Origin of the sequence: Vibrio sp. St2 (genome assembly GCF_947311885.1) — a bacterium.
Classification (GTDB): domain Bacteria; phylum Pseudomonadota; class Gammaproteobacteria; order Enterobacterales; family Vibrionaceae; genus Vibrio; species Vibrio coralliilyticus.
In genome coordinates, this window is sequence record NZ_CAMZNA010000002.1 from 981,200 (window position 1) to 1,006,723 (window position 25,524).

26 protein-coding genes are annotated in these 25,524 nt (G+C 45.2%); 10 read left to right on the top strand and 16 right to left on the bottom strand.

Annotated features, from left to right (window positions below):
- The 7 genes from QMA41_RS10930 to QMA41_RS10960 form a co-directional block, all read right to left on the bottom strand.
- Nucleotides 1-1,602 (bottom strand): hypothetical protein, encoded by a 1,602-nt coding sequence (locus tag QMA41_RS10930; RefSeq protein ID WP_281629643.1) that lies wholly within the window; start codon nucleotides 1,600-1,602, stop codon nucleotides 1-3.
- 66 nt (nucleotides 1,603-1,668) lie between these two features.
- Nucleotides 1,669-2,778 carry an ROK family transcriptional regulator gene (locus QMA41_RS10935; protein WP_281629644.1) on the bottom strand — a complete coding sequence of 370 codons (1,110 nt, stop codon included), beginning with the start codon at nucleotides 2,776-2,778 and terminating at the stop codon, nucleotides 1,669-1,671.
- A 159-nt stretch (nucleotides 2,779-2,937) separates the two neighbouring features.
- On the bottom strand, nucleotides 2,938-4,053 hold the full coding sequence (locus tag QMA41_RS10940; protein ID WP_006960025.1) for an extracellular solute-binding protein: 1,116 nt from the start codon (nucleotides 4,051-4,053) through the stop codon (nucleotides 2,938-2,940).
- Nucleotides 4,054-4,102: 49 nt separating this feature from the next.
- Nucleotides 4,103-4,984: an ABC transporter permease gene (locus QMA41_RS10945; protein ID WP_006960026.1), complete on the bottom strand. Its 882-nt coding sequence runs from the start codon at nucleotides 4,982-4,984 to the stop codon at nucleotides 4,103-4,105.
- The gene (locus QMA41_RS10950; RefSeq protein ID WP_006960027.1) at nucleotides 4,984-5,850 is read right to left on the bottom strand and encodes an ABC transporter permease subunit; all 867 of its coding nucleotides are present in this window, start codon (nucleotides 5,848-5,850) and stop codon (nucleotides 4,984-4,986) included. The genes QMA41_RS10945 and QMA41_RS10950 overlap by 1 nt, the downstream gene beginning before the upstream one ends.
- Complete coding sequence (locus QMA41_RS10955) at nucleotides 5,847-6,914, bottom strand: ABC transporter ATP-binding protein (protein WP_040122219.1); 1,068 nt, start codon at nucleotides 6,912-6,914, stop codon at nucleotides 5,847-5,849. The genes QMA41_RS10950 and QMA41_RS10955 overlap by 4 nt, the downstream gene beginning before the upstream one ends.
- A 255-nt stretch (nucleotides 6,915-7,169) precedes the next feature.
- Nucleotides 7,170-8,537, bottom strand: a complete 1,368-nt coding sequence (locus tag QMA41_RS10960) for a phosphomannomutase CpsG (RefSeq protein ID WP_281629645.1) — start codon at nucleotides 8,535-8,537, stop codon at nucleotides 7,170-7,172.
- Nucleotides 8,538-8,742: 205 nt separating this feature from the next.
- Between QMA41_RS10960 and QMA41_RS10965 the strand changes: the two genes are divergently transcribed.
- The gene (locus tag QMA41_RS10965) at nucleotides 8,743-9,417 is read left to right on the top strand and encodes a DUF1868 domain-containing protein (protein WP_171747401.1); all 675 of its coding nucleotides are present in this window, start codon (nucleotides 8,743-8,745) and stop codon (nucleotides 9,415-9,417) included.
- A 156-nt stretch (nucleotides 9,418-9,573) separates the two neighbouring features.
- Nucleotides 9,574-10,533, top strand: coding sequence for a sensor domain-containing diguanylate cyclase (locus QMA41_RS10970; RefSeq protein WP_165579806.1), 960 nt, complete (start codon nucleotides 9,574-9,576; stop codon nucleotides 10,531-10,533).
- 22 nt (nucleotides 10,534-10,555) lie between these two features.
- On the opposite strand, the gene QMA41_RS10975 is transcribed toward QMA41_RS10970, so the two are convergent.
- The gene (locus tag QMA41_RS10975) at nucleotides 10,556-10,846 is read right to left on the bottom strand and encodes a hypothetical protein (protein ID WP_045986287.1); all 291 of its coding nucleotides are present in this window, start codon (nucleotides 10,844-10,846) and stop codon (nucleotides 10,556-10,558) included.
- 105 nt (nucleotides 10,847-10,951) lie between these two features.
- On the bottom strand, nucleotides 10,952-11,818 hold the full coding sequence (locus tag QMA41_RS10980; RefSeq protein WP_281629646.1) for a LysR family transcriptional regulator: 867 nt from the start codon (nucleotides 11,816-11,818) through the stop codon (nucleotides 10,952-10,954).
- Between the two features lie 100 nt (nucleotides 11,819-11,918).
- On the opposite strand from QMA41_RS10980, the gene QMA41_RS10985 reads away from it, so the two are divergent.
- The gene (locus QMA41_RS10985) at nucleotides 11,919-12,290 is read left to right on the top strand and encodes a nuclear transport factor 2 family protein (RefSeq protein ID WP_006960034.1); all 372 of its coding nucleotides are present in this window, start codon (nucleotides 11,919-11,921) and stop codon (nucleotides 12,288-12,290) included.
- 52 nt (nucleotides 12,291-12,342) lie between these two features.
- Here QMA41_RS10985 and QMA41_RS10990 read toward each other — a convergent pair whose 3' ends face one another.
- Together QMA41_RS10990 and QMA41_RS10995 are read right to left on the bottom strand one after the other, a co-directional pair.
- On the bottom strand, nucleotides 12,343-13,422 hold the full coding sequence (locus QMA41_RS10990) for a permease (protein ID WP_281629647.1): 1,080 nt from the start codon (nucleotides 13,420-13,422) through the stop codon (nucleotides 12,343-12,345).
- Between the two features lie 168 nt (nucleotides 13,423-13,590).
- Nucleotides 13,591-14,514, bottom strand: a complete 924-nt coding sequence (locus QMA41_RS10995; RefSeq protein WP_281629648.1) for a LysR family transcriptional regulator — start codon at nucleotides 14,512-14,514, stop codon at nucleotides 13,591-13,593.
- A 107-nt stretch (nucleotides 14,515-14,621) separates the two neighbouring features.
- Between QMA41_RS10995 and QMA41_RS11000 the strand changes: the two genes are divergently transcribed.
- The 4 genes from QMA41_RS11000 (at nucleotide 14,622) to QMA41_RS11015 (ending at nucleotide 18,537) form a co-directional block, all read left to right on the top strand.
- A complete protein-coding gene (locus QMA41_RS11000; protein ID WP_281629649.1) occupies nucleotides 14,622-15,566 on the top strand; it encodes an NADP-dependent oxidoreductase in 945 nt (314 codons plus the stop codon).
- Between the two features lie 185 nt (nucleotides 15,567-15,751).
- Nucleotides 15,752-17,206 (top strand): FAD/NAD(P)-binding protein, encoded by a 1,455-nt coding sequence (locus QMA41_RS11005; protein WP_281629650.1) that lies wholly within the window; start codon nucleotides 15,752-15,754, stop codon nucleotides 17,204-17,206.
- A gap of 2 nt (nucleotides 17,207-17,208) precedes the next feature.
- Nucleotides 17,209-18,072, top strand: a complete 864-nt coding sequence (locus QMA41_RS11010; protein ID WP_171346725.1) for a permease — start codon at nucleotides 17,209-17,211, stop codon at nucleotides 18,070-18,072.
- A gap of 111 nt (nucleotides 18,073-18,183) precedes the next feature.
- Entirely contained in the window at nucleotides 18,184-18,537 is a 354-nt protein-coding gene (locus QMA41_RS11015; RefSeq protein WP_082314889.1) for a tRNA-binding protein, read from the top strand.
- 96 nt (nucleotides 18,538-18,633) lie between these two features.
- On the opposite strand, the gene QMA41_RS11020 is transcribed toward QMA41_RS11015, so the two are convergent.
- The 4 genes from QMA41_RS11020 to QMA41_RS11035 form a co-directional block, all read right to left on the bottom strand.
- Complete coding sequence (locus QMA41_RS11020) at nucleotides 18,634-19,134, bottom strand: SRPBCC family protein (protein ID WP_065742336.1); 501 nt, start codon at nucleotides 19,132-19,134, stop codon at nucleotides 18,634-18,636.
- Between the two features lie 197 nt (nucleotides 19,135-19,331).
- Nucleotides 19,332-20,597 carry a RidA family protein gene (locus QMA41_RS11025; RefSeq protein WP_281629651.1) on the bottom strand — a complete coding sequence of 422 codons (1,266 nt, stop codon included), beginning with the start codon at nucleotides 20,595-20,597 and terminating at the stop codon, nucleotides 19,332-19,334.
- A 447-nt stretch (nucleotides 20,598-21,044) separates the two neighbouring features.
- Complete coding sequence (locus tag QMA41_RS11030; RefSeq protein ID WP_281629652.1) at nucleotides 21,045-21,800, bottom strand: hypothetical protein; 756 nt, start codon at nucleotides 21,798-21,800, stop codon at nucleotides 21,045-21,047.
- A gap of 248 nt (nucleotides 21,801-22,048) precedes the next feature.
- A complete protein-coding gene (locus tag QMA41_RS11035; protein WP_006960052.1) occupies nucleotides 22,049-22,189 on the bottom strand; it encodes a hypothetical protein in 141 nt (46 codons plus the stop codon).
- A gap of 236 nt (nucleotides 22,190-22,425) precedes the next feature.
- Here QMA41_RS11035 and QMA41_RS11040 point away from each other — a divergent pair, with 236 nt between their 5' ends.
- The 3 genes from QMA41_RS11040 (at nucleotide 22,426) to QMA41_RS11050 (ending at nucleotide 24,091) form a co-directional block, all read left to right on the top strand.
- A complete protein-coding gene (locus QMA41_RS11040) occupies nucleotides 22,426-22,719 on the top strand; it encodes a metalloregulator ArsR/SmtB family transcription factor (RefSeq protein ID WP_019277332.1) in 294 nt (97 codons plus the stop codon).
- Nucleotides 22,706-23,278 (top strand): RNA polymerase sigma factor SigZ, encoded by a 573-nt coding sequence (gene sigZ, locus QMA41_RS11045; RefSeq protein WP_281629743.1) that lies wholly within the window; start codon nucleotides 22,706-22,708, stop codon nucleotides 23,276-23,278. Before QMA41_RS11040 ends, sigZ begins: the two co-directional genes overlap by 14 nt.
- Before the next feature lie 123 nt (nucleotides 23,279-23,401).
- Nucleotides 23,402-24,091 carry a glutathione S-transferase family protein gene (locus QMA41_RS11050; RefSeq protein ID WP_171351723.1) on the top strand — a complete coding sequence of 230 codons (690 nt, stop codon included), beginning with the start codon at nucleotides 23,402-23,404 and terminating at the stop codon, nucleotides 24,089-24,091.
- 65 nt (nucleotides 24,092-24,156) lie between these two features.
- Here QMA41_RS11050 and QMA41_RS11055 read toward each other — a convergent pair whose 3' ends face one another.
- Nucleotides 24,157-25,464, bottom strand: coding sequence for a YjiH family protein (locus QMA41_RS11055; RefSeq protein WP_281629653.1), 1,308 nt, complete (start codon nucleotides 25,462-25,464; stop codon nucleotides 24,157-24,159).
- Nucleotides 25,465-25,524: the final 60 nt, after the last annotated feature.

The window sequence follows — 25,524 nt, forward strand, 5'->3', positions numbered from 1 at the left end:
TTATAGCTCCATTACAACTGTTGAATAAAGGTTTAACCCTTGTGTGTCGTTGCCGGGAGCATTTCGACTGCCCGCAGCAACGCGGTTTAAAATATCCATTGAGACAGTGCCGTTACCGACGTTGACTGCGTAGGCTTTCATTGCTGAACCACCGTCAATCGATATGGCATTTCGTATCGTCTCACCGTCAAACAGGTCAATATCAGACTGAGACAAACGGCTGACTAAATTCGCTACATCGACAATGTTCACGCCAACACTCATTTCATGGCGACCATCAAAGAGTAGATAGCCCACATGGTTTTCAGTTTCGATAAACAAGCCGCCCGGTTCACGGATGATGGCGTCAAAGTTATTGGTTTCTTTACCTGTACGTGACAGAGGCGCGTCTGTGTTTGCCACTTCATCGAGGGCTTGCTCTGCTTGCTGAGCCGTAAATGCTGCACCAGTCGGGACAATACTTTCGCCGTCGATTACGGATGGCACCAGTCCGGCAAGAATTTGTGCATATTCGGCGAAATCACAATGGTGAGAGTATGGCGTGACCGAGACTGGTGTATTTGTCTCCAACCCATGTGGGTAAAGCGAGTCAAACAAGCAAGACTTGATTGATAGCACGACGCCAAAGGATGGCAGTGGACACTCTCCGCGCCACACCTTAACGACATGCTCGTGCGGATGCTGGCCATCCCCTTGGTTACTAATGAAAACATTGACGCGATCTTCAAGCGGAAGCATAGGAGAAAATTCGACTAATGGCCCTTTGTGGCTCAGCGGAAAGTTGACATTGAAGAGTGCAATATCGTGTTGATCGACCTCGTCTAATTCTGGGTTGATGTTCTCAACTTTCAGGGTTTGCCCTGCGATGGTGAGATCATACGCATGGCATTGGATCACGGGTAGAATCTTGACTTTGCCGCTGTGTTTGACGCCAATACCAGCACTATGCGCGCTCTGAAAACCAGCACTCTCGACTTGTCCCTTAGCATCGCCAAAGTAGTAAAAACCGAGGTAAGCCAACCTTTCTGGTAACTGATGTTCCGAGGAAGGGTAGCGTCTGCTGTGTGACCAGATATGGTCGCCGACGTTGAGCTCTTTTGTCATGAAGTAACCAAGGTTGCCCACTAAGCCGCGAAAGGCGTTGCCCTCAGCCAAGCGGTCTCTCAGGTTAGCGAGCTGGTTGCCCTCAAAGTGATAACCGATGCTAGTCTGCTTGAGCTTCTCTTGTTTCACCCATGCGAGAGTTACTGAGGTAGTGGAAAGCGGTTGTGGCTCTTCTACTTGCGTATAATCTTGCGGCCCAGGCAGTGATTCTGGATTGATCGCTGGCATCTGAAAATGCACGCGTTTGAGTTCAATTTCTGGTTGTGACTGCTGAGTTGACTCGAACAGCTCACTCAGATCGGCTTCAAATGTTGGCTCTGTATTAGGGTGGAGCGGATTACCAAGCGGGCCCTGTGCCATTTTGAATCCTGTCAGTGCGTTGGGATTGAAGTAGGCACCGGGTGCGATCGTCTGCGTTTTCCAGTGCTCTGCCGAGAGCTTTTGGCACGCATCGGTTGAAATTTGGTTGGTTTTCGGGCTATGTGTCTGATTTTTCATGGGTGTTTTACACGCTTAGGAACAGAATTTAGGCAGGGCGTGATCAATCACGCCCTATAGGGTCGGTTAGGCCGCGGAGTAAGCCAGTTGGTAGAGCGGAATCATGGCTGCCCCCGTCGCCGCCATCTTGTCACCTGACAAGGTAGCGGGAGTGATGTTGGGCATGGTTTCTTCGTCTTCCAGATAGTGTTGCAGTGATTCCATGCTGGCGGTGTGTAGCTCCTGAACCAGTTTTGGTGGCAACAGACCGCCGACGATGATCTCTTCTGGGTCACAGATGGCACGAATGGCTTGCAGCGCAGACACCAATTGTTGCTGCGCGTTTTTTTTCCATTCGGTAACTTTTTCTGGATTCTTCGATAACAAGGTCGACAGAATCTCTTCACGATGCGGGCTCGGCTGTGACATGCCTAAGTAGTCATACAAGCAAGAGAGAGAAGGACGGTTGTTGCGATCTGGGAACAATTTACCGATACGGCCCGCGTTGCCGCCTGCACCGCGATAAGTCTGGCCATTGAAGAAGTGGCCGCCACCAATCCCGTAGCCAAGATAAAGGTAGAAAAAGTTCGCATGGCGAGCACGTTTAGAGCGCACAGATTCCCCCAGTGCGGCGGCGTTACCATCGTTATCTATCCAACACGGGCAGTTGAAATGTTGGCCGATACGTTTAGGAATATCGATGTCTTCCCACTTTTTCAGATGCGGTGGCATGGTGATGCTGTTGCTGCCTTGAACAAAGTTACAGCTGGTGGTCATGCCGATGCCGATCAGTTTATCGAATTCTTCGGCAAATGCTTTAGACGTCACCTGAAGTAGGTCAGAGAGTTCATCAATGGCCGATTCAGGATCAGAGAAAATGCCGCGAATTGCACGGGAAAAAACGCTTTCCCCGGTAAAGTCGACCAATTCAATACTGATTTTTTCAAGTTCAATATTGATGCCGAGACTGTACGCGGCACTTGGATTAATACCCAGTTCAATGCCCGGCTGACCGCGCGAACCTTTTTGTTTACCCGTTACCTGAATTAGCTCATCATCGAGCATCTTCTTGGTGATTTTCGTGATCGCAGCTGGCGTCAGGCCGCTCTTCTCTGCGATCGCGGCGCGTGTTGTTGGCGCATTGCGATGGATTATCGATAGTATTTGACGCTGTGTATCGGAGCCAAAATCAATCACATTCAATCCTTAACCCGTTAGGTTTAATTTTATTGTTCGTCTGGTGGAGAGCGTGACAAAGTGCCAGCAAACCACCTAATCGTTCTATTTGATTAATCACCAAGCAATGTCATTCAAGTGACTAATCGAATAGGCCCGGCCGAAACCGGGCGTGAATTATTACATTAATACGTTCTCTACAAACGCTTTTTTCGCTTCAGTTGCGTAGTCTGAAGTAAAGAATTCAGAGCTGTAGCCTCGTTGGGTTTTATCGACCAATGCGTTTGAGTCATCAGCATCTGGGTGTTGAGGGGCTGCGCCGAAAGCCGTATTTAACCCCGTTTGTGCTTGCGCTGAGGTGATCCAATGGATGAAGACGGCAGCGGCAGCTTTATTTTTGGCGTTCTGTGGCATCATGATGATGTTACCGCCACCCGGCATACCAAATTCAGGAATGTAGAACTTGATGCGCTTAGTGATCGCCCCTTTCTTCTGTAGACCCGCAAGATGATCTTCCCACGCTGGTGCCATCGCGATTTCACCATCGTTGATTCGAGTCAGGCTGTCTGCGTTCGATGCGGTGATGACAATGTTGTCTTTGTGGTCATCAAACCACTGCCAAGTCTTAGACCACTGCGTCATCGAAGACTTATCCATTTTGCTCTGGAAGTAAGCGTCGTTGTTGCCCGATACGTGGTAGATGGCACGCTGGATGAACGCGTTACCAGCACCACCTTTGTTCGGATCGTTAACACCAAACTGCTCTGGGTGGGTTTCGATCCAGTTTGTAAGGTCGTCAAATGACTGAGGTAGTGTTTTCTCATCGACACGCATTGGGTCGTAAGCAAATCCTGTCTGGTTGCCCCAGAAGGCATAAGCGTAGCCTTGGGTGTCAACACCCACCAAGTTAGTACGTAGCTTGTCACTGCCTGGAATAATATCCGTCAATGGGCCGTAGACCAGGTTGCTTTGCATCATCATTGGCAGCTTGACGGTATCCAGCGCCATCACATCAATAGAACCTTGCTCTCTTTTACCTTCTGCAAGTAGCTTGTTACTGTTACCAGCTTCGTTGCCTTCCGGTACACGCACTTTGATACCGTACTCTTTCTCGAAAGAGCGGAAGAACTGGCGGAATTCTGGTTGGAGGTACCAGATGTACGCGCTCACCATCTTCTCTTTTTTGGCTTGCTCTACGATCTGATCCCAAGTCATCTCGTTTAGGTCATACGCGAGTGCATTGGTCGATAGACCGGCAGTGGCTGCAATGGCAGCAGTAAGAAGCAATTTTTTCATTGTTGTGTCTCTTATAGATTTCTATGTTTAGGGGTACATTCGTTATGAATTAGGCTTTGCCTGTCGACTCTGCCAGATAGTTACCTTTCAGCAGACGTTCAATAATCAGCATCAGAATCACGTTAGGAATCACCAATATCAGAGAGACCACCGCCGCGTTCGGACGAATAAAGGAGTAACCTAAGTAGGAGTACAAAATGGTCGGAACGGTAACGTAATCCGGTGAACCCAGTACAAAGGCAATGTTGAATTCTTCAATACTGATCACCAGACAGAAGATCAGTGACGCTAGCAGACCAGGCTTCAGCATTGGCAGGTAAGCGTTTTTGAATGTTGTCCAAGAGTTACCACCCAAGTCGCGGCTCGCATCGATCAAGTCTTGCGGTACGCTTTTAAAACTCGCCGAAAGAATACGGATCGCGTAAGGCAACGCCAGAACAGTGTGGCCAATAACGATACCGACGTAGGCGTTTGAAAAATCAAGGGCAATTAACATCGAACTGAAGAAGACACCGATGATCATGCCAGGCATAACCAGTGGCAGTAGCGTGATGACTTCCGCTACGCGTTTGCCTCTGAAATCGATACGGCCTAACGCGTAAGCGGTCGGTAGGGCCAGTAGTACGGTCAGAATCGCAACCGCTGGAGCAATGGTGTAGCTGTTTTGCAGCGCTTCAACCAGGCCTGAGTTCTCCCACATGTCTGTCCAGCGGCCAAATGAAAGAACCTGTGGAAGCACATCTGGGTAGCTCCAAGGGTGCTCAGGGTCAACCAGAGACCACAATAGTGCCATGATGAAAGGAACACCCAACCAGAAGAAGTTGACCGCAATAAACAGACCGATGGCAATCTTATTGATCAGCTTGCCATTGGCGGTTTTTACTTTCGGTTTGCTGCTGTTTGGCAAAGCTTTCGATACCAGAGAAGTCATTATTTTAATCTCCCTTTCTTATGAGCGAGTGGAGCAGTTAATAGAGAGATAGCCAGAGCAGCGACAACTGCGGTGACCATGATGATCACAGCGATAACCGCACCTTTGTTCCATTCCATAAATTCTGTCGATGTGATGTGCATCAGCATCGATAGTGAATAGGTGTTCTTCGGACCCGCGATGGAGTAGAACGAGTAATCACCCAGTGCGCCGATAAAGATCAGAATCAGTGACACCTGAAGCGATGGAATAGAGATCGGGAATATAATGCCTTTAAAGCGGCTCCAAGCTGAAGCACCTAGATCAGAGGCAGCATCAAGCACGTCATTTCGAATGGAGTTCACTGCACCTGCCAACAAGATCATGGCAAATGGCAACTGTTTCCAGATTTGCAGCATGATTACGCCCCAGCCGAAATCGTCGTTCTGCATACGAATCGGTTTATCGGTAATGCCGACAGCCATGAGCATCTGGTTAACAATACCGTGGTAAGAGATCACGTTCACCAGAAGGAAAGCCGCTACCAAGCCTGGGATGAACATAGGTGCTCTTAACACACCCGTGATGGTGGTTGAGCCTGGGAACGGTTTACGTAGCCACAGTACCAGTGGATAAGCCATCGCTACGGCGCCAAGTGCACCAATCACTGAGACTTTGACTGAGTAAATCAGAGATTTGTGCAGTTTGGCATCGGCCAATGCTTCTTGCCAGAAAGTGAGGGAGAAACCACTTTCGCCCATCATATTGTGGAAGCCCAGACTTTGTGCGACCACCATGTAGAAGGTGGAACCCATCAAAAGCATGATGGTGCCAACGCCGGGAAGCAGCATCAGCCACACTTTCCAGCTTGCGATGTTTTTGTTCATGCGCTGACCTCTTCTAGGAAGCGAATGCCTTTTCTTGGAATGGAGAAGTTCAGTGATTGATCATCAAATACCGGCTTCTTCGGTAATTGAACTCGCACTTCCATAGTTGAACCTTCCGCTGGCTGTAGCACCAAGTCAGTGACATTGCCCATAAAGGCCATTTTCTGTACGTTAGCGGCAAAGCTATTCTCACATTCGCTGGTGGCGATCTCGGCATCTTCCGGACGCCAGCTCACATAGATGTATTCGCTTTTAGGTCTCTCATCCGATTCAACAACGAATTGCCCCAGTTCTGTGTCAATTTGGTAGGTATTGTCCTGATCTAGGGACTTCACCTGTGCAGGCATAATGTTAGCGGCGCCAATGAAATCGGCGACAAATCGATTAGCTGGGCGATAGTAGATGTCTTCTGGCGTACCAATCTGCTCGATACGGCCTTTGTTCAGAACCACGATCTTATCCGACATTGCCAATGCTTCTGCCTGATCGTGCGTCACGTAGATGGCAGTCAGGTTGTATCGCTTTTGCAGTTCACGGATCTCGAAACGAACCGATTCACGTAGTTTGGCATCTAGGTTAGACAGAGGCTCATCGAAAAGGATAACGGCTGGTCGAGTGACCATTGCACGCGCCAGTGCAACACGCTGTTGCTGACCACCGGAAAGCTCACTCGGCATCTTGTGTGCGTGTTCATCCAAATCAACCTGAGTGACGGCTTCTTCTACACGGGTGATTTGATCTTGCTTGCTGACTTTCTTCTGCTTTAGACCAAAAGCGATATTGTGATCAACACTCAAGTGAGGGAATAAGGCATAAGACTGGAAACACATTGAGGTGTTACGTTTTTCTGGAGAAACCGTATTGACCACCTCGTCGCCAATGATGATTTCGCCAGAGTCAGGCGTGTGGAATCCACCAATCATCTTGAGCAGTGTTGTCTTGCCACAACCGGATGGACCCAGAAGGGTAACCATTTCCCCTTCTTCTGCAATAAAGCTGATGTCTTTTGACGCTACAAAATCGCCAAAGTTCTTACAGATGTTTTTAAGTTCTAGTCGTGACATTCGATTGCCTTTTTCCTGTCGAAGTTGTTCTAGCATCAACGCGTAGAGTAGAGGACTAATATGATAATTATATTAACCAAGTTAATTTAATGTTTTTGTGAAAGTGTTCACGACTTGAGCTTTGTTAGGTTTTTGCTGAATAAAAGAACACAAAAGTGTGATCTTGTATGAGGAAAATGGCGATATTGATTAAAGGTGTTAATTTAAGTGTATGAAAAAATAGAGCCGTCTATTCGACAGCTCTATGACAAGAGATTATTTTGACTGCAATAAGCTTAAAATTTGTTCAGTTTTGATTTTCATCAGCTCAACGTTTGCTCGGGATTCAACGTTGAGACGCACAACTGGCTCCGTGTTAGAACTGCGTAGATTAAAGCGCCAGTCGTTAAACTCCATGCTGATACCATCGGTGTAATCAACGGTGAGTGCATCATGCTCAAATATGGCTTGAATACGTTGGATAGCTTGATTTGGGTTATCCAATGTTGAATTGATTTCACCAGAAGATGGGAAGGCTGCGATGCGCTCAGCTACCAAGCTCGACAGGGGTTGGCCCTTGCGACAGATAAGTTCGCTGACCAGTAGCCATGGAATCATACCGCTGTCACAGTAGCCGAAATCTCGAAAGTAGTGATGCGCGCTCATCTCTCCGCCATAGACTGCATCTTCACTGCGCATTCTTTCTTTGATAAAGGCGTGACCTGTCTTGGACATGACGGCTTCACCACCACTACGCTCGATAATATCAATGCTATTCCAAGTTAAACGAGGGTCATGGATCACCTTTGCACCAGGGTGCTTGGCAAGAAATGCGTCTGCCAATAGGCCAACAATATAGTAGCCTTCGATAAACTGGCCTTGTTCATCAAACAAGAAACAGCGGTCAAAATCACCATCCCAAGCGATGCCCATATCGGCTTTGTGCTCTAGCACTGCGGATGAGGTCGCGTGGCGGTTTTCAGGGAGCAGAGGGTTCGGAATACCATTGGGGAAATTGCTGTCCGGCTCGTGGTGAATTTTAATCAGTTCAATCGGTATCTGCAGTTGCTGAAAGCGCTCCTCCAAAGCATCGACCACGTGTCCAGCTGCGCCGTTGCCTGAGTTTACGACCAGCTTCAGTGGCTTGATATGGTCTTTGTCGATATAGCTGAGCAGGTGTTCGGTGTACTCGTTGAGGTGAGAGGCTTGCTGGTAGCGGCCTTTTTGTGCTGGTTCATTAAACTCAGCCTGTTCTGCCAACGCCTGAATGTCTTTTAGGCCAGTATCACCACTGATGGGTTTAGCATTTTCTCGAACTAGCTTTAAGCCGTTGTAATCTATAGGGTTATGGCTGGCAGTAATTTCAATACCACCGTCCACATCCATGACTTGTGCGGCGTAGTAGATCTCTTCGGTGCCCGTCAGGCCAAGGTCGATGACATCGACACCGGCATCGATCAAGCCATCGGCCAGTGCCAGTTTAAGAGGCTCGGAGGTGGCTCTCGCGTCACCGCCCACCACGACTTTCTTGGCATTCAGATATTGACCAAATGCTCGACCGATACGATACACCACGTCGTAATTGAGCTCTTGTTCGAGTTTGCCTCGAATATCATAGGCTTTAAAGCATGCTAGCTTTTTCATTCATTACCCTTATATATCAGCGCGTTATTGATTAGCTTTCCTGCCTGTCTGACAGGTTGGTGGGCTTATCTGGGTAATGGTTTGTCGCCAATAAAGGGAACCAATTCCCTGTAAAGCTCACAATTTCACTTTTTTGAATAAATTAACTTAACTAATTTAACTTATTGGGGGTAGTATATATCGAAAATTATGCGGAGAGCTACTCATGAACTATGCACCAGCGGTTGGGGTCAAATTTAATCAGGACGGCACAGTCCGACACTTCCCCGGCAACACCTTTATCTGCCATATCGATCAATCTATTGATTTAATTGCTGAACTTGAGTGGGCACAGAACCAGCTTAAGGCGATGCAATGTGCAGCTAAGTTCTCTTTTCTGCCAATTTCTTCAATGCATATGACGGTATTTGAGGGGGTATGTGATCAAGTCAGACAGCCAGAGAAGTGGACCAGCAAATTACCCCTTGATGCACCTTTAGCTCAAACTACGGATTTTTTTGCCAGTGCAGTCAGTCAGATCGGGGCCCACTCAGGTTTTGAAATGATGTTTGATTATGTCTACAACTGCCCGATTGGTGGCACGTCAATTCGAATCAAACCGGCGACGGACGAATCAAATCTGGCACTGAAAAATTGCCGTGAACAACTAAGAGCATCAACAGGCATCAATATGCCTGAGTTTGACGCTTATCATTTTCATATCACGCTCAGCTATCGCATCATTGAGCTTGAAGAGAGTGAAAAGGTAGAGCTGCAGCAAGTTGCGGAACGTATTTCAGAGCGTTTTTCTCAGTCATTCGGACGACTGAAACATGGCGCTGTAGAGTTTTGTCGCTTTGATGATATGTTTAAGTTTGAACCACTATTAACCTTATCCTAAACATGGACTTGGCGGCGTGACTCATTGCGCCGCTACCTTGATATTCAGCTAAATATCACAGTTTTTTACTCAAGTATTCATCAATAGCGTTCAAACTCAGCAAGCTGAGCGCTGAGTGCTAAGCTCATAGTTAATCATTTCCAAAGAGCAGTACTGATGAAAGAGCCTGACTTTCCTGATAACGAAGCACAACGAATCAAAGACCTTCATTCTCTTGATATTCTCGATACCGAACCTGAAGAACGTTTTGATCGTGTCACCCGTATCGCGAAGCATTTGTTTGATGTCCCGATTGCGGTAGTGAGCTTAGTAGATAACCATCGCCAGTGGTTTAAGTCATGTATTGGCCTCCCTGTTCGTGAAACCGCAAGGAATGTCTCGTTTTGCGGACATGTCATTAATGATGAAGGCCCTTTCATTATTAATGATGCCACCAAAGATCCGCGTTTTCTTGATAATCCGCTTGTTATGGGCGAGCCTTTTATTCGGTTTTATGCAGGCGTCCCTCTGGTCTATCACAACCAGAGTAAGCTCGGCACGTTATGTATCATTGATACGAAACCGCGTGAGTTGACCATGCAGCAAATGGCAGACTTAGTTGATTTGGCAAAGGTGGCCGAACAAGAGCTGGAAGCAACCATTCAAGCAACGCTCGATCCTCTGACGCAAATTTCCAACCGTCGTGGCTTCTTCGAACTCAGTGAGAAGTCAATGGACTATTGCCGAATGGGTGGTTTTTGTGTCGCGCTGGCATATTTTGACTTGAATGACTTTAAAGCAATTAATGATAAGTTAGGCCATAAAGCAGGCGATGAAGCACTGCAGAAGTTCGCTGATTTGATGGCGAGTTCATTCAGCGACTCGGATGTTTTTGCCAGAATTGGTGGCGACGAATTTGTGGTCTTTATGTCAGGGCTGACAGAAAAAGTGGCTGAAATCGCCGTGGAAAGGTTTAGAAAGTCGGTTGAGCGATTTAATGATGAGGAAAACAGAGGTTACGAGATTAAATTTAGTGTCGGTATTGTCGTCGCTAAGCCGTCTTCGGATATGTCGATTGATTCTTTACTTGAAGAAGCTGACAAACGGATGTATCAGGAAAAGTGCGCCAGCAAATAGCACTTTTCCTGACTAACAAGCTTTACAAATCACGCATTAAAATCTCATATTCTTCATTGGCTTCAGATATTAGATGGTGCAACTCAGTCGCATCTCTATCATCCAGATCCATCTGCCACTGGTGTTGTGCTTCTTTTCCTTTAATGCGTGTTTTACCATCCAACTTTTCGAAACTGATGTCACACAGCTCCGTTTGATGATGCTCATTTTTTTCAATAATATCAACATCTAACAACCCCGTCGGGTTGACCTCTATATGAGCATGGCAATGGTTTTTGTCTTGTAATTCGTAATCCCTAAATGTTGAAATCATGCAGTCCTCCTTATCTAGTTTGCTGACGCGTTTTACAATTGTAGGACACAGTTTTTGAACAATTGGTGAAATAATCGTGAAGCTTGATCCAGGTTAAACAGCTGTTCAAAATTCCGTCACGGATTTCAGTCTTTTCTCGATCGCATCTATGGCTCTGATCACCGAAGTTGGGGGAGATTTGGAGTAAGGATGAAGCGCATAGACATTATTGTGCATCAGCTGTTTTTGTTTAAAACAGGGTCGCAAGTCTGGATATTGGCTGAGCATAAAGTCTGGAAGTAAACCAATCCCCATATCTTGCCGAATAAGGCTAGCGACTTGGCTGACCGTGTTGACTTTATGATGGGTGAGGTAGCTAAGCTCAGTTGCATTGTCGCCGTTGATATCGTGAAAAAGGTGTGTGATGGTTTTTGGCTGCCAGTTGTTGGCGATGTACTTAGCGGTTTCAGGCGATTGGTGACTTTCAACTGACTGACATAACACATCGCGAAATTGACCAATGCGCTTTTGTTTTACATTGCTGTCTGGCGACTCGCCAACTCGAATGGCTAAATCAATGTCATGTTGCATTAAGTCCAACTGCTTGTCTTCTGCAACTAAGTTGAGTGATACATCGGGAAAAGGGGCAAAAGCATCACTCAGGGCTGGAACAACAATACTCTCCATTAACGCAATGGGCGCGGTGATAGACAGTTTGCCGCTGGGCTCTTTTTGTAATTGACGAATATCATCCCACGCTGTCGACATAACGTCGTTCATTGTGATGCAGTGTTGATAGAACCTTTCGCCTGCAGGAGTGAGTGACTGCTTACGAGTGGTGCGCTTTAACAGATCGGTGGCGAGCTCACTCTCCAGCTGTTTAAGGTGAGTACTCAGGACTGATTTCGACAACTCCAATTTGTCAGCTGCTTTTGAAATCGAGCCTGCCTCGACAATCGCTTTGAAGATCATCATTTGTTTGTGCTTATTCAATATTGTTCTCTTTATCCAAACAGTGATTTCTAATTTATCTGTTTTTCTTGGTTAATCCTAGACCTAAACTTCTCCCCATCAGAAAAGAAGGAGAAACACAATGAGTCAATCAGTATTAGAAGCGTGTCAGGCAGGTATCGAAGCGTGGAAAGCAGCATTTAATCGTCAGGATGCAAAAGGGTGTGCAGAGCAATACGCCGAAGGCACAACCATGATCGCCAAGCCATTTGGTACGTTTGAAGGTCGCGAGCAAATTCAGGCGTTTTGGCAAAACATCATTGACCAAGGCTTTAGCGATGTATCTTACACAGATACGACATGGGAAAAAGTCGATGACAATAACTATATCTTGTCGTCAAAGTGGACGATGAACAAAGCATTCGGTGTGGTACATAAAGAAGTGTGGACATTGCAGGAAGATGGTAAAGCTCGCTTAACTTACGATGAATTCGAAGTGCTGGGCGAACGATAATAAAAAAGGGGATACGCATGGCGTGTCCCCTTTTTGATTTCTGTTTGTCACATTAAGCAAACAGGTAGCTGTATAGGAAGCCAGCGCCGATCGCCATGCTCAGAATGACAGTCAGGAATGCGGCTATCATCTGATTCTTAAAGATAGATTTAAGCAAAATCACTTCTGTTAAGCTTGCGCCCGCGCTGCCGATGATCAGTGCCATCACAGAACCCAGCGCCATCCCTTTTTGTACTAGTGCCGCACTTAGAGGAATAACCGCTTCAGCACGAATGTACAGTGGGATGCCGATGATGGCGGCGACTGGAATCGCATACCACTTACCTGCGCCTGCGTATTCTGCAATCAAGTCTGTTGGAATAAATCCGTAAATAAATGAGCCGATCGCAATACCCAGCATTAGGTACGGGAATACTTGCTTAAAGTCTTTCCATGTTGAGTGCCAGATTCTCACCCAACGATTTGGCTTACGCTCTTCAACTAAAGTCGCGGTTGCACTGCCGTCTGCTGAGCAACTTGCAACACCGACTGATGGTTCTGCACTTGCGCCGCAGCTGGACTCTTTTGCCATTGCTGGCGCTGGTTCACCACAGCTCGATGTCCCACACGTGCTCTCTTTCTTCGGTGCAGGTTTGCTTTCACCACAGCTTGTTCCACAACTGCTGGCTTCTGCCGCCTGATACGCTTCTGGCTTTACATAACGTTCAAAACCGAGTTTCTCTAATGCGTAGCCCGCAACAACAGACACAACCATAGCGATCATGAAATAGAACAGGGCGATTTTCCAACCAAAGGTTACGACAAACAAGCCAATGATCACTGGATTAAGCAATGGGCTACCAAACAGGAAGACCATCATAGGGCCGAATCCTGCACGCGCTCGAAGCAGACCTTTAAGGAAAGGAATGGTTGAGCAAGAACAGAAAGGCGTGATGGCGCCCAGTAGTGCAGCTACGACATAGCCTTTGCCATTACGCGAGCTCAGGATCGACTGGATCTTTTCTGGTGTAAGGAACTCTTGCAACACGCCAACGATATAGCTGATGGCAAGAAACAGGATGATTAGTTCAGTCGCGAGAAAGGCAAACATATCGAGTGCTTCACTGGCCATGGACATAAATTCATTGTTCATAAGGTGACTCCAAATTCGAGTTTTATGAATCTGAACACTTTCAAATTCATTTCTATTTTTCTCGAATTATAGAAATAAAAAACAAATGATCAAGAAAAATATTTCGATAAAAATCGAAATAAAGGGCGTGTCTAATAATATCAATCAGTTAAAAGGGGGATTTTTTCGCTAACCAGTTACTTTGCTGGCAAACACATGTGCCTCTGTTGAAATGATCGCTTCGACTTCGTTAATCAGCCATTTCAGAGCTCGGTTATGCTGATTTCTTCGGTGCCAAGCGACGGAAATGGTGGGAGATGGGACGGAAATTGGCATTGGCTTTTGAATCAGTCTCCCTTTTTCTATCGCTTTGCTGGCGACGGTGAAAGGCAGAACACTGATCAGATTGGACTCTTCCAATAAGTCCATGGCACCTGAAAAACTATTGACGGTCATGGCGACGCGTCGCTGGAGTCCTTTGATAGCCAGTGTAGAGTCCACAGCGCCACTTGGATCACCAGAAAGTGAGACCAACAAATGGTCTGCCCCACAAAAATCTTCCAGCGAAAGCGTACGCTCTGCGAGTAGATGATCTGGTCTCATGACACAGGTAAAGTGGTTATCGTAAAGGTGCTGAACTGAAATTTGCTCGTGAGTCGTAGGGTAGTAATCCAAGACAAGATCCACCTCAGCTTCCAGCAGTAATTTTTGTCCATTTCCTTGAAAAGGGACGGCATATAAATCTATAGCTCGGGCGCTGTCCTCGATGATCGCTCGCAATCGTGGCCAGAAAAGACTGCTGATGCCATCGGTTAACGCTACCCTAAGCTGGGTTGACGAAGTCATCGGATCGAACTTAGGTGGAGAAACGGTATGGCTGATCTTATTGAGAGGTTCCGCGACTTCTTGCCAGAGCTGCCTTGCGTAAGGAGTGGGCGTGACTCCTCTCCCATGTTTGATAAACAGAGGATCCTTCCACGCGTAGCGCATTCGAGATACAGCTTTCGATACGGAAGGTTGGGTCATTGCTAACTGCTCTGCTGCAATGGTGATCGACTGCTCACGCATGATTGCATCAAAGATAACTATCAGATTTAAATCAGTTTTAGCCATATAATTCATTCCTTTGTGGAATAACGTTTATATCAACTATTAATTAGAAGAAATAGGTTATTAGTTGAATACTGAAGCTGTTCTCATCACAGATAAGGAAAAAAGTTATGAAAGCAGCATTCATCAAACAATATGGAGATGTCACTCAACTCAATGTTGGTCAGTTGGATAAGCCAGAACCATCAGCCAATCAGGTATTGATAAAAATCGTGGCATCGGGTGTTAACCCGGTCGATTTCCATATTCGCAATGGCATGATGGTCGACAGTGGTACCCATGCGTTGCCACTGGTATTGGGCTGGGATTGCTCCGGTGTTATTGAGCAAATTGGTGATGACGTGAGTGGGTTTAAGCCAGGTGACAAGGTGCTCTCTTTCACTCCTATCTCGGAACAGGGTACCAACGCCGAATATATCGCGGTGAGCGCGGATCTCGTTGTGACAAAACCAGAGCAAATGAGTTTTATTGATGCGGCCGCTTTGCCACTGGCTTCTGTCACTGCTTGGCAAGGATTACATACGCATGGTCACATCAAGCAGGGGCAAACCGTTCTTATCCATAATGCTTCTGGTGGTGTTGGGTCACTTGCGGTGCAAATAGCTAAGGCTGCTGGGGCTTATGTCGTCGCCACGGCCTCTCAAGCTAAGTTGGACTACATAAAAACATTAGGGGCAGACGAAGTGCACGATGAAAGCCAGACCGATTGGCACTCGACGATGAGGTTCGATTTGGCTTTTGTCGCAAAAGCAGGTGCTTATCTTCTTCATCGCACGGTTTCCTGCGTTAAATCAGGTGGCCGAATTGTCTCCACCTTTGATGAGCTCTCTGAAGGTGAAGTTGGCATTTATGGTATTTCGTTCACAAGAATGTGGGTCGAAAACAACACTGATGATCTAGATAAAGTACTCGGCCTATTCAATGAGAAGCAGTTAACCATCCCGATAGATACGGTTTATCCACTTGAGGACATCCAGCGTGCCCATAAACGTTCTGAGCAATACAAAGCGGTTGGAAAAATTGTGCTAACCGTTGATCCGAAATTGAAATATTAGATTTGGCTTGCAGCTCTTTTGAGCTGCTTTTTGTTATGGAAGTTTACTCTTTCGGTTTGTTACACATATCCAAAGTTATGTTTTCAAAAATAAAACTAATTTTATACAAACCTGTTGCATATTGATGTTAATTTTATAAAATCCTCAATTCATTCGACTAGCTGATAGTTCTATTTGAGGTATAAATGGAAGTTTTTGATATCGCAATCATTGGTTTTGGTGCTAGTGGTGTTGGTTTATTAAATGAAATACAGAATGAAGTTTTTACGAAACGTCACCTAAAACCAAACATCGCCATATTCAATAATCAAAAAAGTTTTGCTAAAGGCAAAGCCTTTGGGGATGCATCGCCAATACATATAGTAAACACACCACCAGAGTTAATGTCGCCGTCAGTTGTAGAGCCCAACGGGTTTTGGCATTGGTTGCGTGAGCAAAATTCAATGGATTCAAGGTGGCCGACTAGAATCACGTTCGCTAAATATCTGGAGTATGTTTACAGCGATATCCATGCTACTGGCCTACTCAACCTGCACGAGGTTCAACGAGATGTGCTTTCGTTACAGTATGTTGAAGGTGCGTTTGAGTTAGCTCTTCAAGATGGAGAATTGATTAAAGCTAGTGAAGTAGTTTTATGCTTGGGATCTCTCAATTCTTCCAATTTCTCCGATCTAGAAGAGCTACCAGGGTTTATTAATCATCACACCCAATATAATCAAACAGTTAATGAACCAGTTCTAATAGCGGGCTCTGGTCTGACAGCGGTAGATGCATTCAGGCATCTAGATAAATCTAAGAATGCGAGAGCAAATATCTTTTCAAGAAATGGATTGGCGCCAACCTGTTTGAGTGAAAAACATCTATATGCACCAAAATACTTAACTTGGAACTCCTTAATTAGAGAAAGCCATTTATCTCCTCTAAAAGCTTTTATGAAATTGCTTTTGAAAGAACATCGCTCACTTCAAAATGAAAGCGAATTCAAGACGGCGATCCGTTTCTTACGCACAGGAAAACAAGCAGAATACTTTAGGTATTTGGAGGACCGTGCTGCTAATGCCGACTTACCTTGGCAAGATGTATTAGTCTCCACAAGGTATTGGTTTCATAAGTTTTGGAAGGCGATGCCAATACAAGAGAAATATCAGTTTGTCTCCCATTTTGGCTCTCTGTGGGCTGCGTGGCGCCATCCTATTCCGATGAATTCATTTAGTCAGTTGGGTAATGCTGTTGACGAAGAAAGGCTTGAGTTCTTTAAGGCAACATCTAAACCAACTTATGAGAATGGTGTATTTCGGGTTCCTACTGTAAGAGGTACCATGGAGTCACGAATGTTGTGGGATGGTACTGGCGGTAGTCCAGTAATACGTAATTCAGTCAGTCCTTTGTTAGACCAATTGATTAGTGAAGGATATGTCGAGCCGCACCCATGTGGTGGTATTTATATAAACCCTAAAACTTTTGAAGTATCTTCCAGTCGTAATGAGGTCAGTGGCTTATATAACATTGGGCCACTAAACAAGGGCGTTTTGTTTTCCACTAATGCCTTTTGGTTTAACGCTCAATGTTCAGAAAAATGGGCTCATCAGTGGGCGAAGCGAGCTGAAGCATGGGCAACTGAACATAAGGTGGTGGTTTAGTAATGGCAACTTTACTCCCTTTTATCTATTTGCTTGTTGGAATTCTGATTGGCAAAAGGCAGTTAAACGTCAAAACGTTTTCATCTCTCGTACTCACTAAGATAGTGATACCTTTAATTATCATCTGGAACATCTCCCTTCATTTAGAGGAAATGGCATGGGTTATCGCATTGACGATGGTGTCTATGCTAGCGATATTCGCTTGCCGACACTGGATGGGAAAAGATGCAATTCGAAGTTTATGTTTTTGCTATCTGAATATAGGTTGGTTGGGTTTGCCAATTGCCCACACATTGCTGGGAGATGAAGCTGCTAGATTCGTGTTAGCTGCGTATATTGGAAGTTCTATTGTGGGTAACTCAATTGGCGCGAACTATCTAAAAAAAGAAGCATTCTCGATTTTAAAGATTCTGAGTTCACCACCGGTGATTGCTTTACTTATTGGTTGTTTGTTGATTCCAGTTGGGAGCGATATCGAAGTGTACGGATACAATGTATATGTCGTGTCCAAGTTCCTGATGAGCTTTTTAGGCATGATGATACTTGGTATCTGGCTTTCTGAAACAAGTTTAAAGAAAAGCGATGTGTTGGCTTACACCAAGTCTTATGCATTTAGAATTGTGATATTGAGTACAGTGGTTCTTGTCGTTTTTGGCATCAGCCAAATATCAAACTCAGAGATTGTGCATCAACAACTGCCGTGGCTGTTTTTAATCTGTCTGCTTCCACCTGCTGCTAACATTATTGTGCTGGAAACCTCCTATCTGGGCACAGGAACCAGTGCAGCAAGAATTTCGGTAGAAACCATGGTAAGTATCGTGGTGATTGCGGCTTACGGCATAGTGGTGCATTCGTTGAGCTTATAAAGAGACATCAGGGATATAACGATTTGCGGTGTTTGTTACGAATATCAATTTGTTGAAGGCTAAATTCGAGTACTAGTAGTGATGTTGAGACGAATGCAAAGGAACCAATAGATGATACCTGCTCCAATCAAAGATTTGATTACATATGACGACTTTTCCAAGCTGGATATTCGAGTCGGTACAATTACAGAAGTTAGCGAAGTCGAAAAATCAGATAAGCTGATGAAACTGACAGTCGACTTTGGTGATCATACTCGCTCAATTTTGGCGGGGATCAAACAGGAACGAGCAAATCCACGTGAGATTGAAGGCAAACAAGCTTTGTTTGTTGTTAACCTTCCTGAAAGGAAAATGGCCGGTGAACTTTCGCAAGGTATGCTATTTGATATTGGCTACGAGGATAAGATCACGCCGTGTCTAGCCATGCCAGAGTCTGAAGTGCCAAATGGCTGTCGAGCGGGATAGATTCTGCGGGGTAGGTGAAAAAGCAGCGTGTATAGCGCTGCTTTTTTATTGGCTGAATTAGTTGAACAGTTGAGTGTCAGATAAACGAACTAAGCGTTATATCGCATGTACGGATTTATAGCTTGGGTTCTGGTTTTCCATGTGGTATCGAAGGTCATCTAACACTTGCCCAAAGTTCTTTGATAGCCCTAATTTTAGAAATGGGTAAGCTAGGTAGCCAAACGCGGACAGTTCAATATTAGACTCCCAAGTAACCAAACATTTTTCTGCGGACACTTCTTTAACAGAGAGCGTGACAATGTTTTTCTTTACCGGAAATACTTTCGGAGCATTGAATGGCACTACATCAAACTGAAAGCGCATATCCTGCTCTGAAAAGTACAAGATGTTTTCTTTTGCTTTGAGCCCATTTGGCTTGTCTGTGAACTCGCAGACACGACCCGCAACAGGTGCGCCATCTAAGACATTGCCTTCTTTCAGCGCATAGGAGTCGACAACAAACCCCATCCACGTGTGCGCATGTTCGAACTGATCTGCAACAATTTTCCACACATCAGATGATTTACGATTGATTTCAACTACTTTTAAGATATTCATAATCACATTCCTCTAGGTCTGACATATCAGATTGTTCAATCAGTATATGTGGACTAAAAATGTGACGATATAGATAAAAATGCGTCTTTATGGTGCATTTTTGAACCAATTTCAGTATGGACGCTAAGTACCGTCTTCGCATTAAAATAATAAGCCGACTGGTTTAGTCGGCTTTTCAAACGCGTCGTTATTATTGGCTACCCTCTAGGAGGTGTCCCTTCTCCGTTTGAAGCAACGACGTCGATTTGCATCAGTGCATTCATGGCAATATCAGAGACTCCAACGACGGTTCTTGCTGGTAGATCTCCTTCAAAGTACGCTGCGTAGATTTCGTCTACGATGTGCAGGTCTTCAATATTACGCAATTGAACATTCACTTTTACAATGTCATCCATTCCATGCTCAATGCTTTCAATAATGGCTTTAATGTTGTTCAAGCATTGCTGTGCCTGTTCTTTCACGCCACCAGTTACCAGTTGATTAGTCATGGGGTTCAGGGGTAACTGAGCCGCGATGTGATTATAGTGAGAAAACGCAACGGTGTGAGTGTGTAATGCATTGAAAGGAGCGCCGTCAGTATTGTGGGCCCGAATGACAATGCCGTGTCTGTCTTCGACTTCTTGTGGTGGTGTGCCGTCACCATGCGAAACGACAACATCCATCTGAACCAAGGCATTCATTGGTAATGCTTTTGCAGAAACGATGGTTCGAGCTGGCACATAAGCGACGCTGCGGGCAATGGCTGAGTCAGGGAAGAAGGTTGTATAAACCTCATTGACGGCGTCCAGATTTGCCAAATCAGTCAGGTAGACTCGTACGTTAACGATATCATCGTACGGGACATCAATGCTTTCCATCACGGCTTTGATGTTCGTTAAACATTGTTTCGCCTGCTCTTTCACTCCGCCTTGAATAAGGCTGCCAGTGGCTGGGTCTATCGGCAGTTGCGCCGACAAATTGTTGTAGTGAGAAAAGGCCACTGTTTGTGTCGATATCGTACTCGTTGGGGCTTTGTCAGTATTTCTGGACAATTTAATCAAGTCGCAAGGAGCTTGTGGTGCCGTACCTTCACCATTTGAGATCAGGGCATCCATTTGAACTAACGCATCACTTAGTGGCAAGGCTTCAACCGCGAGCGCTGTGCGTGTAGGTAGATGTTGCTGGAAGTAGTTAGCATAAACCTCATCAACCGCGTCTAAGTCATTTATATTTCTAAGGAAAACGTTAATCTTTACGACGTCCTCAAGCGTGTGATCGATGCTTTCAACAATCGCTTTGATGTTCTCTAGGCATTGTTTCGCCTGTTGCTTGATATCTCCAACAATTATCTCTCCTGTTTCTGGGCTGACTGGCAATTGGGCCGAAATATTGTTGTAGTGAGAAAACGCCACAGTTTGCGAAGATAGCTCGCAGATCGGCGCACGTTCGGTGTTTCTGGAGACTTTAATGATACCGCCACTCATGTCGATGTTTATCCTTCTCTGTTGTCCGTAGATATCTTTGTATCTTTGGTAGGGTTTATGTGTTGGATGAGAGTGACGAGATAGTAGGCGAATAGTTAGCTGGCAATTGTGATAAAAATCAAAATACAATTTGGCCGGGAGAGTTTAGAAAATCAGGATTTTTATTCACTTAAAGAGAAAATATCCAGAAATAATTATTCCTACTGGTGATCTTGGTTATTTCTTTTGGAATATTCCACTTGGGGTGCATAGCTAACCAGCGTGACATTTAATGGATAGCTGATGTTTCTTCTTGTTCTGGTGACGAGTTCACAAGAATCCGGCAGATACGATCATTTCTACACTTTATCGGTGTTGTTTATTCCTAAATAGGTACATAAATACTATTCACGGGTATTGAATAAACTCCGTCACGCCGGGAGCCTGTCTCCGGCGCTGGTCGCCCCCTTATATTTTCATGCTTCTGGGCACCTCGTCCATCCATCTTTTACATGTTTTCCACCAGTCTTCAATCTGCGGCTTGTGCGCAGGTTGAAAAGGTCTTTGCGGCGGTAAGAATAGATTTGGAAACTGAGCAGGCCAACTAGTGAATGAAGGGCCACCATTTTTCATCCAAGTGATGGAGTCCATGTTGTACTGACCGCTCATCAGCGGGCCACGCACTAATATTTCGCCACTGTTTAGCCAGCATATACGCTGACCTTGAGATTTCCCGACTGGAATTCTGACCGTGAAGCCAATTGGAATAGCGACATCCTCCTGCATGGAAAGACCTAGTGTGAACTGATCACAACATTGAATAGAGACACCTTGGGCAATATTTTTCTCAGCGGCAGGTAGCCAGCAAGTCGTGCCTTTACCAGTGTCACTCATAGTGAACTCTGGGTAGTCGTTAGTGCCTTCTGATTTTAGTTCCCCCATGAGTAAGTCTGGCCAACAAAAGTGACAACCGGGGAAGCCTCGGTAGAGGGCTAATGTATTGCGTCGCCATTCTTTAATCATATTGTGTAGGTAACCTTCATCATCTTTAGCTGAAAGCTCGTAGCACTTACTTAAGCGGAAAGTGATGGGGATATTAGTAGTTTTGCGTTGAAGGCAATTGAAATCCATATAGAAATCACCTTCCGCCAGCTTGATACGGTGGGGGTATTCGCAAAAGTGAAATTGCAATCGCAAGTCACCTACAAACAGAAAGTTTGACACGTTCATTTCTCCTCAAAGCACTTGTTTGGATAAATATCGCAAAGCGTTAGTTCAATATATGAGCCGAGCAAACTCATCATATAGACAGAGGGGAGGAGAATGAACTGGCTAAAATATGGTCAAACCAGATAGTTAAATTGGAGGTTTCTAAGCCTAACAATGGGGTTATCGGTTTGTAGTCCAAGTATTGGGGGAGATAAGGAAAAGCCAGATACGCAGAGCCTCTGGCTTTGAGAAAGGACGCTGTTTTACTCTTCGGCTGTGGCTTCGTGAATGGCTTGCTTTGTGTCGCCCCACACTTTTGATGAATCATCTTTAACCCCTTGCCATGTGTTGGAACAGCCGCCAATCAGCAGAGCAATGGCCGTTACAATCAATGATACTCTCATGTTTTATCCCTTAGTTAGCACGTTATCTTGTGACTATATCAAAAACGGGTTGGCTAAATGTGAATTTCACTTCAGGATTTGTTTTCGAAAAAAACAGTAATCGAGGATTAGGTGGCTACTCTTAATGAGTCACTGCTGAAAAATAGTATGCCCGTATTGGGATGTTCTGTTGAGCACATTGCAAAATTCATATATTTCGATTATCTTGGAAATAATGTTTTATGTAGGAGTGACTCATGGAACTTGAAGTTGTAGCAAAAGCGTTGAAAGAGCTAGGCCACCCAACGCGTCTTTCCATCTATAAAAGTGTTGTTAAAGCTGGGTTTCAGGGTATCGCCGTTGGTGCGATTCAGGAACAGCTGAATATTCCCGGCTCGACGTTGTCTCACCATATCTCGAGTTTGGCATCGGCAAATTTAATCAGTCAGCGTCGTGAAGGCCGCACACTTTATTGTGTCGCAGAGTATGAGTGCCTAGAAGGAGTGATTGGTTTCTTGCAAGATGAGTGTTGTGCTGATGAACGTTGCTGACCCGACCTTAAAACTTGAAGATGTCTGGACTCAGTATCAGCAAGCGGTTAAATCCTTTCTTCATTCCAAAGTCAGTAACCCAGATGATGTCGATGATCTTCAGCAGGAGATACTGATCAAAACCTATCAGAACCTGAACACAGTAAAAGACGCTGAGAGTGTCAAATCCTGGCTGTTTCAGCTCGCTAACCGAACCATCATTGATTTTTACCGCAAGCGAGCCCGCCAGCAGCGTGACGGTGAATTGGAAGCCAATGATTTGTGGTTTGAAGAGCAAGAAAAGTCCATCGAGCAGGACATGATGAAATGCATCAAGCCTTTCATTCAGGCGTTACCTGCCGATCAATCGGAACTATTGGATGCGGTGGAACTGCAAGGTGCAAGTCAGAAAGAGCTGGCTGAGAAGGCCGGTATGAGCTACTCCACGCTGAAATCTCGCGTACAGAAAGGCCGTTCAGAACTGCGTAAATTGTTCGAAGGCTGCTGTTCTCTCTCTTTAGACAAGCACGGCAATGTGATCGATTGTGAAGAGAAATCAGATAGTTGTGGTCGTTGCTAAACCTATTGGCTGGATTTGTCTAAATTAATTTCGCCTTTTTATCGTCTTCCTTTTCTTAGCCTCGTCTTAAGGGTGTATGTGATGCAAAAGCATCGATTCTTAAGATACAAGAGAGTGTACAAGATGATTAAAGTAGTTAGCTTCAAAATTTGTCCGTTTGTTCAACGTGTGACTGCCGCGCTGGAAGCGAAAAAGATCCCGTACGAGATTGAGTACATTGATCTGAAAAACAAGCCGCAATGGTTCCTTGATATCTCACCTAATGGTCAGGTTCCGGTTATGGTAGCGGAAAACGGTACGGCGCTGTTTGAATCGGATGCGATTATTGAGTACATCGAAGATGAATTCGGCCCGCTTGAACAAGGGGTAACAAACGAGCAGCGTGCATTGGATCGTGCATGGAGCTATTTAGCGTCAAAACACTATTTGGTTCAGTGCAGTACAATGCGCAGCGCGGATGAAGCGACCTTGGCGGAACGTGTCGAGAAGCTGGCAAAAGCGTTTGCCAAGGCGGAGAAGCAGTTAGCGGGGCCATTCTTTAAAGGCGAGCAGATGAGTAATGTGGATATGGCTTGGCTGCCGCTGTTGCACCGAGCGCACATTATCAAGTCACGTACCTGCTTTGATATGTTAGAAGGTTTACCAAAAGTTCAAGCATGGCAGAACAAGATTCTGGAGTCTGGCTTGGTAGAAAAAACCGTCGCAGAAGACTTTGAAGAAGCATTTACCGGCTTTTACCTGTCTGAGCAGACTTTCCTAGGTAAAGGTGAAGATTGCACTGCCAACTCAGGTTGCGGCACTGATTGTTGTTAATTGGTTTGTCGCTATGCCCCGGATCATTAACCGGGGCATTTTTCATGCTAAGTCTGCCCAACGCATTATCCAAACAAGATCAATGCTGTTGGGATAGCCATTGTGAGGCTCAAAGCGGTTCTTAAGAACCAAGTTACAATCAGGTGACTAATTTTTAGAGGGAGTTTTGTCGATAGGATACATGGGATAGATGCGGACATAAAAAGGATAGAAGAAACACTTACGACTCCCGTAACAAACCGAGAAACTAGGTCTGTGTCTTGCATTATCAACGCAGGCAAAAACATTTCTGCCAGTCCCGCTGCAATTGCGCTGGCGAGCTCCTGACTATTGTCGATACCCCATACCCAAATAAACGGATAAAGAGTGAAACCTATCCAGTCAAAGATCGGTGTATATTTTGCTCCAAGTAATCCAATAAAACCCACTGACATAATGGAAGGTAGAATGTTAAGCGTCATCATTAGGCCATCTTTAAGGTTGGTCATAATGCTTACGCGAATACTGGGTGCTTCATCGGCTGCTTTCAAACCAACCTCTAAAGCAGATCTAAGTGTTACTTGGGTTCGATTAGTTGGAATCTCGGTGCTTTTTTCGTTATTTAGCGTTGATAGGGGAGGGAGCCTGGCTGTTATGGCTGTGACTAAGAATGTGATGATTAGAGTTACTGCAAAGTAAGTAGCCCACATATCCATCAAACTTAAGGCTTTTGCGACAATAAGCATGAAAGTGGCTGAAACAGTAGAAAAACCTGTAGCAATAATGGCTGCTTCGCGAAGTGAATAATGTCCAGAAACGTACATTCGATTGGTTATAAGCAGTCCAATTGAGTAGCTACCAACAAATGAGGCAAGTGCATCAATTGCAGAGCGACCAGGGGTTCTCCAAATTGGTTGCATGACTTTTTGCATTAGTGCGCCTATCGATTCCATCATTCCGTAATTGACCAGAAAAGCGAGAAATATAGACCCAATTGGGACGATGAGACTGACAGGAATAACTAACTTCTCAAATAAAAAGGGAAGCATGTCTGGAGATTGAAATTGTGTAGGCCCAATTTTTGTGACTGCTAAAAATCCAGCGATCACTCCAATCCACTTTAATATTAGAAAAATTTGCTCGGTGCGATTGTTTCTCCAGCCCGAGTTAAATAGTGGGTACAAGGCACCTAGAGTTATCATCAACAACGCATACCATGAGGTATTGGCTCCTAGTTGGTTTTGCGCAATCTTCACGATGTGGTCGATCGGAATGCTCTGTAAGCCACCTATGGTGATGGGTGCAAAAAAGACAAATATACCTATACCACTAAGGCCGAAAAGTCGGCACCAAGAGGATAGATGTGGTTTTTGATGTTCTAATAGCTGGTTCATACATTTCCCAAGTACACTGACGCAATGATTTTTATCGTTTTCTATACGATATATATGCAA